This window comes from Bacteroidota bacterium, assembly GCA_020402865.1.
In the GTDB taxonomy this organism is placed as follows: Bacteria; Bacteroidota; Bacteroidia; order Palsa-965; family Palsa-965.
This window is the reverse complement of the sequence record JADBYT010000012.1, coordinates 34,782-48,724: the sequence shown is the minus strand read 5'-3', so window position 1 is coordinate 48,724 and position 13,943 is coordinate 34,782. Positions and strand designations below refer to the sequence as shown.

The window sequence follows — 13,943 nt, the reverse complement described above, 5'->3', positions numbered from 1 at the left end:
GTTTTGTGTTTGCTCAACCCGAAAGTAAACAAAAACAGGCGTTTGCCCTCCCTTTCTCTTGCTGTCCCGTCCATCCACGACAAAATTTTTAATCCTCAGGTAGTGTCAAAATGGCAGGATTTTCTCCCGGCACAGTTTTGGTCAACTCTACGAGGTCTTAACATACTACTCCATGAGCACAGGCAAAATCAACGTTCAGACAGAGAACATTTTCCCGATTATCAAGAAATTCCTTTATTCTGATCACGAAATCTTTCTGCGTGAGCTGGTTTCCAATGCGGTAGATGCTACCCGCAAACTCCAGGCGCTTTCCTCGCTGGGCGAATTTACCGGTGAAGCCGGTCAGCTTTACGTGAGTGTAAAAACCGACCCCGCTGCCAAAACTGTCACCATTTCCGACCGTGGCATTGGTATGACAGCCGAAGAGGTCGAAAAGTACATTGCACAGGTAGCCTTCTCCGGTGCTGAGGAATTTGTAAATCAATACAAAGACAAGTCCGACGCCGTAAACGGTATCATCGGTCACTTCGGCCTCGGTTTCTACTCGGCATTCATGGTGGCGCACAAAGTAGAAATTGTAACACGCAGCTATAAAGAAGGCTCCGAAGCCGTGCGCTGGATTTGCGACGGAAGCCCTGAGTACACACTCGAAGCAGCCTCGCGCGATGATCGCGGCACAGATATTATCCTGCACATTGCCGACGATTCACAGGAATTTCTCGAAGAGCACCGTCTGCGCGGCATCCTCACCAAATACTGCAAGTTTCTGCCCGTGGAAATCCGCTTCGGCGAACGCGAAGAAACCAGCAAAGACGACGAAGGCAACGAGGTAAAAACCACCGTTCCCAATGTAATCAACAACCCGGCGCCGGCCTGGACCAAAAAGCCCGCCGACCTCAGCGACGACGATTACAAAGCGTTTTACCGCGAACTCTACCCGATGAATTTCGAAGATCCGCTCTTCTGGATTCACCTCAACGTCGATTATCCCTTCAACCTCACCGGCATTCTCTATTTCCCGCGCCTGCAGAAAACACTCGATGCGCAGCGCGATAAAATTCAGCTCTACTGCAATCAGGTTTTCGTAACCGATTCAGTAGAAGAAATTGTGCCCGACTTCCTCACGCTGCTGCGCGGTGTAATCGACTCGCCTGATATTCCGCTCAACGTATCGCGCTCGTATTTGCAGAGCGATGCCAATGTGAAGAAAATCAGCAGCCACATCACCAAAAAAGTGGCGGATAAACTCGACGAGCTTTTCAAAAAAGACCGCGAAGACTTTGTGAAGAAGTGGGATGATATCCGCATCTTCGTACAATACGGCATGCTCAGCGACGATAAGTTCTACGAACGCGCACGCAAGTATGCACTCCTGAAAAATACGGAAGGTAAATACTTCACCCTCGACGAATACCGCCAGCACGTGGAAACCGTGCAAACCGACAAGGACAAAAAAGTGGTATTCCTCTACACCAACGATACCGAGGCGCAGCACAGCTATATTCATTCAGCTTCCGGGCGCGGCTACGATGTGCTTGTGTTCGACAGTCCGATTGATCCGCATTACATCAACTTCCTCGAGTCGAAACTCGAAAACACCATGTTTGTGCGTGTCGATTCGAACACGGTGGATAAACTCATTGCCAAAGACGATGTGCAACCCTCGAAGCTGAGCGATGAAGAAAAAGATAAACTCAAGCCTGTGGTTGAAGGCATTGTGCCCAAAGAAAAATACACGGTAGTGTTCGAGTCGCTCAGCGAAACAGAGGCCCCGATGCTGATCACGCGTCCTGAGTTTATGCGACGTATGAAAGACATGAGCGCGCTTTCGGGCGGCAGTGCAGGTTTTTACGGCTCACTGCCCGATATGCATAACCTTGTGGTAAATGCAAATCATCCGCTCATTTATAAAATTGCGCAGGAGGCTGATGCCGAAAAACAACAGCAACTCCTCAAGCAATCGGCCGATCTGGCGTTGCTTGCTCAGGGATTACTCAAAGGCGAGGAGTTAACCAAATTCATTCGCCGATCGGTTGAAATGATTGGTTGATATAGCCCTGAAAAGTTTCGGCTGTATAACTCAAAATGCTCCGAAAAGTTTAAGCTGTCGAAGACTGCCGTAGCTTTTCGGAACATTTAGCGAAGTCTGTGACTTCGTTCTGTGCATGCTATAAAATAATTAACAACGCCCGCCAATCGATATTTGGCGGGCGTTGTCTTTAGTTAGTACCACACATATAACCGCCAAAGCGGATACCCAAAAATTGGCCCCCAGATCACTAAAAACATAAGAGGATGTCTGTCTCTGCGTCTAACTTTCAGTAATTCAATTTGTGTGTCATTCCCATAACGCAACCACCAAATGAGTTGTAAAAGCAGTTGAATGCCAATCAATATCTTTATAGAAAGACTCAGCTGTTTTGACGCATTATCAAATAATAGAGGGAAATACATTACCCCAATCATTAACATTATCCATGAAGTTTGACCACTAACACTAATCCCTCTTTGGGCTATTTTTCCAACAAGATAAAACTCAAAGAAAACCACATCAAGAAATTTTCCAAACCAGCCTTGAGCCGGAGGAGCATCTCGCCGAGCCTTCCGCTTATTATCTCGTATTTTATTTTTCCGGCGATTTCGGTTACTCATTTCCCTGAAAGCTCTCTGTACATCTTCATTCCCTGCTCGGTCATTATCGCCGTCCACGGCGAAAGCAGTACATCGGTGTAATAATTTATTGCCTGTGTTTTATTCATTTTACGAATGATTTCTGCACGGGCTATCCAGTTGTCGCCGGCCAGTAATTGAAGCTCGATGAGCAGATCGTACTGGCCGGGAAAGCTTTCGGGGCGGAAGATTCCGGCGTGGATGAGCGCATCGGTAATCATTCTGAATTCGGTTTGACGCTGACGCGTCAGTTCACTGTAATTTTTGCGGATGTATTCATCGCTCCGCATGATCGCGTGGAAGTTGAGCAACACAAAACGGTAACGATACAATGTTTCGAAGCCGCGCCGCGCCGCATGGAGCACCATTTGCAAAACCGCTTTCAAATCGCCTGCCGAATTTGATTGCGAATCCGTTACCATCCTGTTCATTTCGGCCACCAGCTCATCATACAGCGCCCGCACAATGGCTTCGGTGTTGGGGTAATGATAGCAGAGGTTGCCGTGACTGATGCCCATTTCGGCGGCGATGTGCCGCACGGTTACGGTTTCGGGACCCGATTTGTTGTAAAGTTCAAGCGCGGTGCGAAGTATGCGTTCTTTGGTAGTCACCCTGTAAAAATAAATATTTAGTACAAATGTTCCAGTGAAAAATAAATTAGTACATTTGTTCTAAATCTTGGTAATATGAAAGTTCTCATTGCCGGAGCCGGAATAGGCGGATTAACCGCAGCCATTGCCCTTCAGCGCGCGGGGCATGAAGTACAACTTGCCGAACGCGCACCCGAACTAAAGGCTGTGGGTGCAGGTATTGCGCTGGCCGCAAATGCGATAAGTGCGCTCAAAAGCATTGGTGCAGGCGAAGAGGTTATTGCGGCGGGTTCGCTTATTGACAAAGCACTGATTTTATCGCGGAACGGGAACGTAATTTCGGCAAACGATTTTTCGCATCCGTCGGGTAAAATGCATACCTACACGCTGCATCGTGCCGAACTGCATGAACTGCTGCGCAGCAAACTGCTGCCGGGCACATTACACACCGGCAAAACCGTAAGCCATTTCAGCGAAACAGCCGCCGGTATTGTACTGCATTTTACCGACAACAGCGCCTGGCAGGGCGACCTGCTTCTTGCGGCCGACGGCATTCACAGCACGATTCGCCGCCAGCTTTTGCCGCATGTTGCACATCGCTATGCCGGCTACACCTGCTGGCGCGGCGTTACTGCCGCCACGGTAGATACCACGCGCATCGCCTTCAGCGAAACATGGGATACGGCCGGACGCTTTGGCATTTGTCCGCTCACAAACAACCGCGTGTACTGGTACGCCTGCATAAATACATCGCAGGAAAACGACCCGCGCTTCGCTGCATGGAAGCTGAGTGAATTGCAAAACCACTTTGCCGGTTTTCATTATCCCGTTTCGCAACTGCTGGCTGCCACGCCGCCTGCACAGCTTATGCACAATGATATTATCGACCTCAAGCCGCTGCAGTCGCTGGCTTACGGGCGCGTGCTGCTGCTTGGCGATGCAGGCCACGCTACTACGCCAAATCTCGGACAGGGCGCCTGTCAGGCCATTGAAGATGCGGTTTTGCTCCCCGCATATTTAACAACGGCAGATACCGTGGAGCAGAGCCTGCGCAGTTTCTCGGCCATGCGCCTGCCGCGCACAAGCCGGATTGTGGAAGAAAGCCTTCGCGTGGGTAAATTGGCGCAAACAGACAGTCGCCTGCTTGCTGCAATGCGCAATGCGCTCATGCGAATATTACCCTCATCGCTGGCAAGCCGTCAGTTTCAGTTTCTGTACGATGTCAGCTTCCCTGTCTGAATGTTAACTGCTTGCTGTGCGAAAACACCACGAATGGTGCTTTCTGCAGCTGTAGCATTTCATAATCGTGCCGGGCATTTGTACTTTTGGCCTGTTGGCTTTTTTCACCGGGCATTGCACCGGCTATGTTAAAAGCCATGGTCTGTTATCTGAAAAGTCAACATGTATCGCCGCGATTACGTACAGCGCATGATTGAGGAGTTTGCCCGCGTGCTTGCACGGGCAATGGGCCTGCGCAACCAGCAGCGCCGCGAAGATGCCTTGCACGAACTGGCCGAAAGCTATCATCCGTTTTTTGGAATCACCCCCGAAGTGCTTTACCGCCTCACGCCGGAGGCACTTGCAGATTTAATCGGGCAGGAAAATCCGCTCACACCCGCGCAGGCCGATGCGCTGGCCCGCGCACTTGAAATGGAGGCCTTCCTTCATCACAACCACGATAATGCCGCAGCTTCCGACCGTTGCCGCAAAGCTCTGGCCATTTATGCATGGCTGAAAACAGTCGATTTATCCACGTTTTCCATAGGCCGCCTGCAGGCCGAACAACGCCTTAATCAGCTCCTCAGCGATCTTCTTAAACAGGACTGATAAATCGCCGAAATTGTTATTTTTGTTTGCCGGGTAAAACCCGTTGTAATTCTCATTGAATAACCTAACCCGTTCACTTTTCAAATGAATCAGATTTTTCGCCTGACCCTCGTTTTTTCGTTTTTGTTTTCCTGGCAGTCTGTGTTTGCTCAGGTTGATGAAGAAGAATACACATCTTCCGGTGAATTGCTTATCCAGGGCTCGTTTTATGAGCTCACCGGCAAGTACGAAAAAGCCATAACCAATTACAAAAAATGTCACCCGAACGATACGAACTACGCCTATGCCATACTCCGTCTCGCTTCGGCCTACAATGATAATCACGACGACAGCCTCTGCCTCATTACCGCGCAGAAAGGGCTGAAAATGAGAAATCGTTTTGAGGCCGATTTTTACCAGTATATCGGTGAGTCGAATCGTGAGATGGCTAAGTATGACGATGCGCACAAAGCATTCGACGAAGGCATTGAGAAATTTCCCTATTTCTTTTACCTCTACTACCATAAAGGGCTTACCTATGTGAAGCAGAAGAAATATGCCGATGCAGTAACCTGTTTTCAGAAATCAATTGAACTGAACCAGTATCATCGTTCAAGTCATTTTCAGCTCGGTAAAGCACTTGTGGAGCAGGGTCGTCTTTTGCCCGCATTGCTTTCGTTCGAATATTATCTGCTGCTGGATAACAGCAGTGAGCGTGCCAACAAAGTAGTGGTTCAGATAGAAGATATGTATGGCGGTAATCTTGATTCAGATCCGGAAGCCCGGCTTTCTTCTTCTGAAGCCGGTGATCAGTGTTTTGATTATCTGGTTGATTTGCTCGAATCGAAAAAGGCACTTAATCCCGCGTACAAAAACCTCACTACGCTTAAATACAAGTTTGTGATGCAGCGCCAGCTCATGTTTGAAAGCATGAAGATGGAGGATGATTCGAAAAACTGGTTTATGCAAACCTATGTGCCGTTTTTTGTAAACATGTATAAAAACGGATACTACGAAGTATATACTTACTACACGCTTGCCACCGTAGCCGACAAGGCAGAAGCAAAAGCATACAAGAAAAATAAAAAGAAAAAGATTCCGGCATTTGCCAAGTGGGCGACTGATTTTATTGATAAAAATCTTCGCCATCCGGCTAAAATGGCAATGAGCAACACCGAAAACGTAGATATACTTTTCCACGACAACAAAATTATTTTTGGTATTGGTAAAATAGATCCGGTAGTGCGTGAGCAGCAACTGAATGCCAAGCCAAGTAAGAAGAAAAAAGGAGAAGACCCCGGAACTCCTGAACGTCGCGGCGAGTGGGTGTTCTATCAGGAACGAAACGGTTTGCTGCGCGGCAAGGGAAGCTACAACAGCATGGGTAAGGAAACCGGTGAGTGGGTTTGGTATTATCCGATTAATGGCGTAATCCGGACAAAGGAAAATTATGAAAATGGTAAACTTAATGGGGTACAGGAAAAATATTTCGATAACGGCGTAATCCGCGAACGATATACATACTCCAACGGAGAAATGGACGGGCCCTATACCACCTACCGTTCAAATGGCGCCAAGTACGAAGAAGGCTCCATGAGCAAAGGGAAATACGACGGAAAGGTGAAAACCTATTTTGCCGATGGCACGCTGCGTATTGAAGTGGAATACAAAAACGGAATGCGTGATGGTAAAGCAACGGAATACTTCGCCGATGGCTCTGTGTCGCGTGTAATTAATTTCAAAAACGATAAAGAAAACGGTGAGTTTCTTGATTATTCAGCAACCGGCAAACTGATTACCTCCGGACAGTTTACCAATGGTGTACAAACAGGTAGCTGGACAAACTATTATGGCACGGGAGAGAAACTACGGGAAGGAGAATACACCGCACAGGGCAACCGTGTAGGTTCATGGAAAGAGTATCACCGTAATGGCAAACTCGAAACTGAAGCGACCTTTGGAAAAGACGGTAAATTGAATGGTGATTTGTTTATGTATGATGCTGACGGAATCAAATACAACCAAAATACCTACAAAGTTGGTGTGATTCAGCAGATGCGCTATTACGCTAAAGATGGCGATGTGTTACTAAATCAGAAACTCACCGGGCAGCGCCTTGCGGTAATCGAATATCACCCCAACGGATCAAAAGCGGCCGAAGGTGAACTCGTGAACAACATGCGCGAAGGTGAATGGAAATTCTTCCGCGAAGAGGGCGGCTGGCTCGAATCAAAGTATGAATTTAAACGCGGTATGAAAGACGGGCCTTCCACCACATACCACGCCAACGGCCGCGTAGAAAGCAAAGGTGAATACAAGGAAGACATGCGCCACGGCTTCTTCAAGTTTTTCCACTCAAACGGTCAGATCAGCTCCAAAGGCTGGTATCAGTATGATGAACGCCAGTCGGAATGGACTGAGTATAACGCAGGTGGTGTGATGACCGGTAAGCAGTATTTCATTAATGGCGGCAACTATGGCAATCAGTATTACTACGATAACAAAGGGCGTTTGGTGGAAAATAATTTTATACGTGAAGGCTGGATGCGTTACAGCAATTTCTATGACACCACCGGAAACACCATTGTGTACACATATCGTTATGACTCCACACAGTTTAAAGGCGAATTGCGTTTATCTTATCCAAACGGACAGGTACGCATTGAGCAGAATTATCAGAACGGCCGTATTACCGGTGTTTCCAAAGGGTATTACATGGATGGCAGCATTCAGAGTGAGCGCCCTATGCGCAACAGTGAAGATGAAGGCACTTATAAATCGTATCATCTTAACGGCCAGCTCCGCGCCGAATTCAATTACCACCTCGGCAGCCGTCAGGGCATCTGCAAACGCTATTATGAAAACGGTCAGTTAGAGTACAAAGAAAACTATGTGCTCGATTCAAAAGATGATACCAGCTATTATTACTACGAAAACGGCAAGTTGCGCCGCGTAGGCCTTTACCGCAACGGCGAACCCTGGGGCGAACATCGTTTCTTCAGTCCCGAAGGTGAGCTTACACATATTCGCTACTACGAAGCCGGTGCGCTGGTAGGTTATACCTATAACGGTCCCGATGGTAATCTTTTGCCGCGTAAACCCATTCGAAACGGGAATGGTAAAATTGAAGCATTCTTTGCCAACGGCCAGAAATCAATTGAGGGTAGTTTTGAAAACGGATACCTGCATGGTGTCTGGAAAGAATACTACGCCAACGGAGCCGTTTACAAGGAAGAAAATTACGAGTATGGCGATTATGAAGGTGTGCAGAAAGTATATTATGAAAATGGCAAAAGCAAAGAGGTCCGCAACTACAAAGCTGGCTTCAAACATCTTGAACAACGATACTTCCACGAAAATGGTCAGGTGAAACGAGTAGAAAACTGGCTGTGGGATGATCTGGATGGTGAAGTGCTGCACCACGACGAAAACGGAACCGTTATACGCCGTGAAGTGTATCACAATGATCACCAGGTTTTTGATTCGGGAATAATGACAAAGCTTGCTCCGCCTCCCGCAAAGCCGGCCAAGCCAGGTAATAAAAAGTAAAAGTCTCGTTACTTTATAATTCAAAACGCCCCTTTTCGGGGCGTTTTGAATTTCTGAGGCCTGCCATTGTGGCGTATGTTCCAATAGCGGTATATGGTTTGTACATTTGCAGCTAAACTATTTAGCGTAAAGCCTGATGGGCAATTTTAAATTTTTTAAATGGGTGGGAGCCGCGCTGGGCTGGATTCTTGGCGGCGGTTTCTGGGGCGCTCTTCTGGGCTTTTTCATCGGCTCTTTTATCGACGGGTTTACATTTGTGGCCAACATAAATGGCAGACGCATGGGCGGCGGTCCGGGATTTGCCGATTTTGATAGTTACAGTACCGGCTACAACCCGGTGAATGCAAGGCAGGATTTTGTGCGCAGTCTGCTTGCGCTTTCCGCCGTAATGATGAAGGCCGACGGCAAGGTGCTCAAATCAGAACTTGATTATGTGAAACGATTTCTGGTGGTACAGTTTGGCGAGGAAAATACGCGTCAGCTGTTGCCCCAGCTACGCACACTGCTTGATCAGCAGATTAACACCACTGAAATTTGCAGGCGCCTGCAAATGTACATGCCCGAGGCACAACGTGTGCAGTTGCTCCATTATCTGTTCGGAATCGCGAAAGCCGATGGTGTTGTGTCGCAGTCAGAATCAGATCTGATTGAAACACTGGCCGCACAAATGGGTGTTTCTTCCGGCGACTTTGGCTCACTCAAAGCCATGTATTTCCGCGATGCGGGGGCCGATTACAAAATCCTCGAAATTGATTCAGGCGCAACCGATGAAGAAGTGAAAAAAGCCTATCGCAAAATGGCACTCCGCTTTCATCCTGACCGCGTGGCTGATTTGGGAGAAGAAGCACAGAAATCGGCCAAAGAACGATTTCAGCATATTCAGGATGCCTACGAGAACATCCGTAAACAAAGAGGATTCAGTTAATTTACGTAAACCGGTGGTTGAGTTTTTCGCCACCACCACGCAACGATACGATCTCTGGTGGTTGAGCTTATCGAAACCACCAGATAATTACTTTTGAAACAAATCAATTCCTGTTACGCGCGAAGGCTCCAGGATTTTTACAAGTGTTTCATCAGCCGTTTGCAAAAAAGCATTCAGCATGCTGTACGGCACAAAACGTACGCCGTTGTCAAACGCATCTTCACGTTCTACATCGTTCAGCAATAAACCGGTTTGTTGTTGTCCGTTGCTCAGGAAAATACGGGCAATTCCCGCGTAAGAGGCATTCATCATAAATTCATCATTTAGTTGTGCAAGATTACGCCACTTGTATTAAGCCTGTGTGAAGCCAGATTGAAGGTTTTGCGGAGCACATACTGAAATAAAAACAGGGACGCCGTTTAGCGTCCCTGTTTTTTCCCAAACCACTCTCACCACTGAAGTGATGATCGAATATCAATTATGCTAACTATGTTTGCCAGTAGCAATAATTGATATGCAAATATGTATCATCCGTTATCTTTTGCCTAATTAAAACAATTAAAAGGGGATTAACCGTTTTTATTTGGGTACGAACCGGTATTAAACAAAACAAGAGCCTGTTAGGCTCTTGTTTTGTCCAAACCACTCACACCACGAAGTGATGCTGAGTATTACCCCTGAGTTTCACACAATCTCTTGGTGAATTCCCATATAAAACAAGGGTGTGGATGTTTTGTTTATCGGGATCGGACTATTTTTTGATTAAAGTTGATTTAATGATTTATTTGGTTGTAAATCAATTATTTGAATAGAGATTAAAATCGTACTCGTGCGGCAACAATAAAGTTTCTGCCGGGCGCGCTCATACCGGAGGCGAAGTGGCGATAGTTGAGATCAAAAATATTCTCAACGGCACCGGTTACACGCACCCAGCGGTTAAGCTGAAGACCGGCACGGAAGTTAAGTGTGGTCCAGGACGGCATGCCATAAGGTGTGGCCTGTGATAAATTATCTTCACCACTGGCGCTGTAATCGGCAAGATGCTTCCAGCCATTGTAGCGTGCAAACAGCTCGCACTCTAATTTGTTGGTGTGATACACCAGACCGCTTTGTCCAAACACCGGCGGAATATGATCGAGCGGAACTACAGTGTCGAGTTGAGTGTCGATATATCTGCCGTAGGTGTAGGTTACCGTGCCGCGAAATGAGAAATGATCATTAAAATCTGCCGTAATGCCGCTGCTGAAGCCGGTAATGTAGCCACGGTCGGTATTTTGCGCAGCTACCACGCGGCTGGGTGTGCCGTCAAAAACAAGCGAATCAGCACCATTAAAGGTGAAATCGCGCACGGCAATGGCATTGGTAATGGCCGTGTACCAGCCTGCAAAATCAAGGCGCACCCCTTCGGTAAAGGTCCACGAAATACCAAACTCGCCGTTCAGTGCGAACTCCGGTTTCAGGTTTGGATTGGGCACAACCAGTGTACCGGGCTGCGAGTCGAACACTTTGGACAAATCGTCGATGTTGGGCGCGCGGAAAGCGGTTGAACCCAAAATATTGATTCGCAGCTTCTGCGAAGGCATCCACACAAAACCAAGATTCCCGCTGGGAGCAAAATTGTTTTGCTTTACTTCTGTGTAAGGAAAGGGGAAGAATGTGGTATCATTCCATTGCGCACTAAGGTTAACAATACCCACACGCAAACCGCCACTCACAATAAACTTCTCACTCACTTCCCAGCTGTTTGAAGCATACAGCGAAGCCATAAGCTGTGAATTATCGCCATCCGAATAACGTGTGGCGGCCGGAGTTTCGGCAAGGGTTTCAATGTGTGTGCTGGTGGCGGTTGAAAGTACAGTGTTGTAAAGCAACTCTGCTCCATAGCGCAGCTCATTTTCTTTCCCTATCTGCTTTTTGAAATCAGCATTAAGCGCAAACATGCTTACATCTTCATTCTGGCGAATACGGTTATTGCTGTTTCTGCGGCGTGTAATGCGATCCTGATCAATGCGCTGTGTAGAAAGTGTAATACTGGCATTATCATAAAACGAGTTGCCATTGCTCAGCTGCAGCGTGTAAGCCGCCAGTACACGATTCTGCGGTCCGTAATACCACTCGGCAAAACGCGGAAGTCCGTTGCTCAGCTGCTGCAAACGATCATAACGCGGAATGTCTGATGAGGTGGAAAGTTGCAGGTTGAGCAGGTGCGATACATTGTCGCTTTGCCTGAACAGGAATTTCTGAGTGACATCAATTTGTGTATAGCCGGTAAATTTCTGTACCAGCGGATCGGTATTTTGCATCACGCTGTCTTTTCCGTCGATTCGTTCCACGTAGTATTTGCACCAGCCAAATTGCGGGTCGTAGGGATTACCGTTTGCGCCCATACGCAAGTCGCCGAAATCGCTGCGGGTAATGCTGGTGAGTGATGCAAAACGCTTTGTGCCGAGGTTAAAGTCGATGTGCGCCGTTTGTTCGTTATTGGCGGTTGAATAACGTACAAAGCCGTTGCCCGTAGTGAACATGCCGCTGTCGGTTCCCAGCACCGGCTTTTTGGTAATAAAGTGCATGGTTCCGCCCATGGCATCACTGCCATAAATTACCGACGAAGGCCCGAACACCACTTCTGTGCGTTCGAGCATGTTGGGATCAATGGTAATTACATCCTGCAGATGGCCTGAGCGGTAAATCAGGTTGTTCATGCGTACGCCGTCAATCACTATTAGTACGCGGCTGGCTTCAAAGCCGCGCAGCACCGGGCTGCTTCCGCCCATCTGGCTTTTCTGCACAAATACCTGTCCTGAGTTCATCAGCATATCGCCGGAGTTCTGCGGGTTGCCCAGTTCTACATCGCGCGAGGAAACTACGCCTACCTGATAAGGCACATCGGCCTTGCGTTCTTCGGAGCGGTTGGCGGCATACACAAACTCGTTAAGCAACAGAACCCGCTGGGTAAGCAGCATCAGGCCGTTGTTTGCCGTTACGGCTGCCAATGTATTGCCTTGTGTGCCAAAGGCCGGATGCGTAAACCGCACACTGTCGGCCGAAGCCGTAACTGAAATGGTGATCTGGCCTTTTACATCCGTTACACCTGCATGCTGCCAGGTGCGGGCATTGTTTATTCCCTCAGATGCCGGGGCGTGTATTTCTACCGCTGCATTGCTTACGGGTGTAAGTGTGGCGCGGTCGCGAACGGTAATGGTTTGGCTGGTTTGGGCCATGGCAGCCGAGCACAACAGCGTGTACACGGCAATAGCCATAAAGTATATGCGTTTCATTTGAGTTGAAAGGTAAATTGGTGTACAATGATGTACAGTTGCAACAAACTACAACTGCTGCAGCCGGTATGCTGCAGTTTTCATGCTGCGTGATGCAGCATGCGTGTTAGCATTGTACCGTGCGGGGCGGGGGAGGATCGGGCGGAACAGGGCGCAAACCGTGGGAGGCTTGCGGCCGTAAATCAAAACTTGTCTTTCCGGTAAGAAAAAGCGGGGGCAAAGACACCGCATCTGTTGCGGGCGAATAATCAGTAAGTTTTTTCAGTACAATTTTTTGCGCCGGCCTGCTGCTTTCGTCCTGCGTATGCAAGAGTTTTTCCTGTGCACGCATGCGGTCTTCGCGGCTGTCGGAAATTGCATGATACACAATGCCAGAATCCGTTTGCTCCACACGGGCCACATCATAGCGTTTGCCGTTCAGCTCAAATTCATGTGCATGAATCCACCGTGCCTGTTTGAGTTGAGCCGGTGTAAAACGAAGATGAGGCTGAATAGCTTTGCAGGCTTTACGCATGGCTGCACGATACTGCCCCAGTTGCCAGCCCGCCCATATTTGCAGGCCCGCACACTGAACAAGAATAATTAAAAGCAGGAAAAAAGCTTTTATGCGTTGCAGCAGCATGAAACAAATATAAATAAACATTCAGCACTGCTTATGTGCCGTTTAACTTTTATAGCCAACAGCAAACGCTTAGCTTTGAATGATATGTTGTCTGACGCAGTTTTGAATAATATCCGGTCAAAAGGTGTGTGGGTATTTGAGTATCCTACGCATTACCTCCTGCTCAAAAATCCTGAAGCCGGCGGAAATAGTTTGAATAACCTGCCTGCGGCGGTAGTTGCTGTATTTACCGGCGAAATGCTTTCTGAGTGCAAGGAATACCGGTCTGATTGTCCCCAACTCGGTCTTTTGTTTGAAGAGGGTAAATATTTGCTGCAATGCGTGAACTGGACACCGGGCCCCGGCCCCGGTGATTTTGATCTTTCGTTTGATACACCCGAAGCGGCAGTTGAGTATGCGCTGAATTATTTCTTTGAAAAGAATCCTCATTTTGAGGCACTGCTTGCCTGGCATCTTGCGCATTCGTAAACTGCCACAACGTCAGTAAATCAGGTCTGGCATAA

The 13,943-nt window shown here is 48.0% G+C and carries 12 protein-coding genes; 7 read left to right on the top strand and 5 right to left on the bottom strand.

All coding sequences use genetic code 11. The features are described 5' to 3' along the window. Positions 1 to 172: 172 nt before the first annotated feature. Positions 173 to 2,050 carry a molecular chaperone HtpG gene (gene htpG, locus IM638_10040; protein MCA6363368.1) on the top strand — a complete coding sequence of 626 codons (1,878 nt, stop codon included), beginning with the start codon at positions 173 to 175 and terminating at the stop codon, positions 2,048 to 2,050. Between the two features lie 173 nt (positions 2,051 to 2,223). On the opposite strand, the gene IM638_10035 is transcribed toward htpG, so the two are convergent. Together IM638_10035 and IM638_10030 are read right to left on the bottom strand one after the other, a co-directional pair. Beyond that, the gene (locus IM638_10035) at positions 2,224 to 2,652 is read right to left on the bottom strand and encodes a hypothetical protein (GenBank protein MCA6363367.1); all 429 of its coding nucleotides are present in this window, start codon (positions 2,650 to 2,652) and stop codon (positions 2,224 to 2,226) included. Next, positions 2,649 to 3,281 (bottom strand): TetR/AcrR family transcriptional regulator, encoded by a 633-nt coding sequence (locus tag IM638_10030; GenBank protein MCA6363366.1) that lies wholly within the window; start codon positions 3,279 to 3,281, stop codon positions 2,649 to 2,651. The genes IM638_10035 and IM638_10030 overlap by 4 nt, the downstream gene beginning before the upstream one ends. 75 nt (positions 3,282 to 3,356) lie before the next feature. Here IM638_10030 and IM638_10025 point away from each other — a divergent pair, with 75 nt between their 5' ends. The 5 genes from IM638_10025 (at position 3,357) to IM638_10005 (ending at position 9,540) form a co-directional block, all read left to right on the top strand. Further along, the gene (locus IM638_10025) at positions 3,357 to 4,499 is read left to right on the top strand and encodes an FAD-dependent monooxygenase (GenBank protein MCA6363365.1); all 1,143 of its coding nucleotides are present in this window, start codon (positions 3,357 to 3,359) and stop codon (positions 4,497 to 4,499) included. 33 nt (positions 4,500 to 4,532) lie between these two features. Next, positions 4,533 to 4,631 carry a DUF2867 domain-containing protein gene (locus tag IM638_10020; protein MCA6363364.1) on the top strand — a complete coding sequence of 33 codons (99 nt, stop codon included), beginning with the start codon at positions 4,533 to 4,535 and terminating at the stop codon, positions 4,629 to 4,631. A gap of 30 nt (positions 4,632 to 4,661) precedes the next feature. Beyond that, positions 4,662 to 5,087, top strand: coding sequence for a hypothetical protein (locus IM638_10015; protein MCA6363363.1), 426 nt, complete (start codon positions 4,662 to 4,664; stop codon positions 5,085 to 5,087). An 84-nt stretch (positions 5,088 to 5,171) separates the two neighbouring features. Further along, on the top strand, positions 5,172 to 8,615 hold the full coding sequence (locus IM638_10010) for a tetratricopeptide repeat protein (protein MCA6363362.1): 3,444 nt from the start codon (positions 5,172 to 5,174) through the stop codon (positions 8,613 to 8,615). Between the two features lie 136 nt (positions 8,616 to 8,751). Next, on the top strand, positions 8,752 to 9,540 hold the full coding sequence (locus tag IM638_10005; protein MCA6363361.1) for a TerB family tellurite resistance protein: 789 nt from the start codon (positions 8,752 to 8,754) through the stop codon (positions 9,538 to 9,540). Positions 9,541 to 9,627: 87 nt separating this feature from the next. On the opposite strand, the gene IM638_10000 is transcribed toward IM638_10005, so the two are convergent. From IM638_10000 to IM638_09990, 3 genes are all read right to left on the bottom strand, one after another. Continuing rightward, complete coding sequence (locus IM638_10000) at positions 9,628 to 9,852, bottom strand: hypothetical protein (protein MCA6363360.1); 225 nt, start codon at positions 9,850 to 9,852, stop codon at positions 9,628 to 9,630. 503 nt (positions 9,853 to 10,355) lie between these two features. Continuing rightward, positions 10,356 to 12,818, bottom strand: coding sequence for a TonB-dependent receptor (locus IM638_09995; protein ID MCA6363359.1), 2,463 nt, complete (start codon positions 12,816 to 12,818; stop codon positions 10,356 to 10,358). 106 nt (positions 12,819 to 12,924) lie between these two features. Then, entirely contained in the window at positions 12,925 to 13,440 is a 516-nt protein-coding gene (locus tag IM638_09990; GenBank protein ID MCA6363358.1) for a hypothetical protein, read from the bottom strand. A gap of 84 nt (positions 13,441 to 13,524) precedes the next feature. On the opposite strand from IM638_09990, the gene IM638_09985 reads away from it, so the two are divergent. Beyond that, complete coding sequence (locus tag IM638_09985; protein MCA6363357.1) at positions 13,525 to 13,908, top strand: hypothetical protein; 384 nt, start codon at positions 13,525 to 13,527, stop codon at positions 13,906 to 13,908. The last annotated feature ends 35 nt before the right edge of the window (positions 13,909 to 13,943 follow it).

Excerpts from the sequence above, each read along its gene's own strand:
- IM638_09985 (MCA6363357.1), top strand. The coding sequence starts at position 13,525 with ATGTTGTCTGACGCAGTTTTGAATAATATCCGGTCAAAAGGTGTGTGG.
- IM638_10010 (MCA6363362.1), top strand. The coding sequence starts at position 5,172 with ATGAATCAGATTTTTCGCCTGACCCTCGTTTTTTCGTTTTTGTTTTCC.
- IM638_10005 (MCA6363361.1), top strand. The coding sequence starts at position 8,752 with ATGGGCAATTTTAAATTTTTTAAATGGGTGGGAGCCGCGCTGGGCTGG.
- IM638_09990 (MCA6363358.1), bottom strand. The coding sequence starts at position 13,440 with ATGCTGCTGCAACGCATAAAAGCTTTTTTCCTGCTTTTAATTATTCTT.
- IM638_10035 (MCA6363367.1), bottom strand. The coding sequence starts at position 2,652 with ATGAGTAACCGAAATCGCCGGAAAAATAAAATACGAGATAATAAGCGG.
- htpG (MCA6363368.1), top strand. The coding sequence starts at position 173 with ATGAGCACAGGCAAAATCAACGTTCAGACAGAGAACATTTTCCCGATT.
- IM638_10020 (MCA6363364.1), top strand. The coding sequence starts at position 4,533 with ATGGTGCTTTCTGCAGCTGTAGCATTTCATAATCGTGCCGGGCATTTG.
- IM638_10000 (MCA6363360.1), bottom strand. The coding sequence starts at position 9,852 with ATGATGAATGCCTCTTACGCGGGAATTGCCCGTATTTTCCTGAGCAAC.
- IM638_10025 (MCA6363365.1), top strand. The coding sequence starts at position 3,357 with ATGAAAGTTCTCATTGCCGGAGCCGGAATAGGCGGATTAACCGCAGCC.
- IM638_10015 (MCA6363363.1), top strand. The coding sequence starts at position 4,662 with ATGTATCGCCGCGATTACGTACAGCGCATGATTGAGGAGTTTGCCCGC.
- IM638_09995 (MCA6363359.1), bottom strand. The coding sequence starts at position 12,818 with ATGAAACGCATATACTTTATGGCTATTGCCGTGTACACGCTGTTGTGC.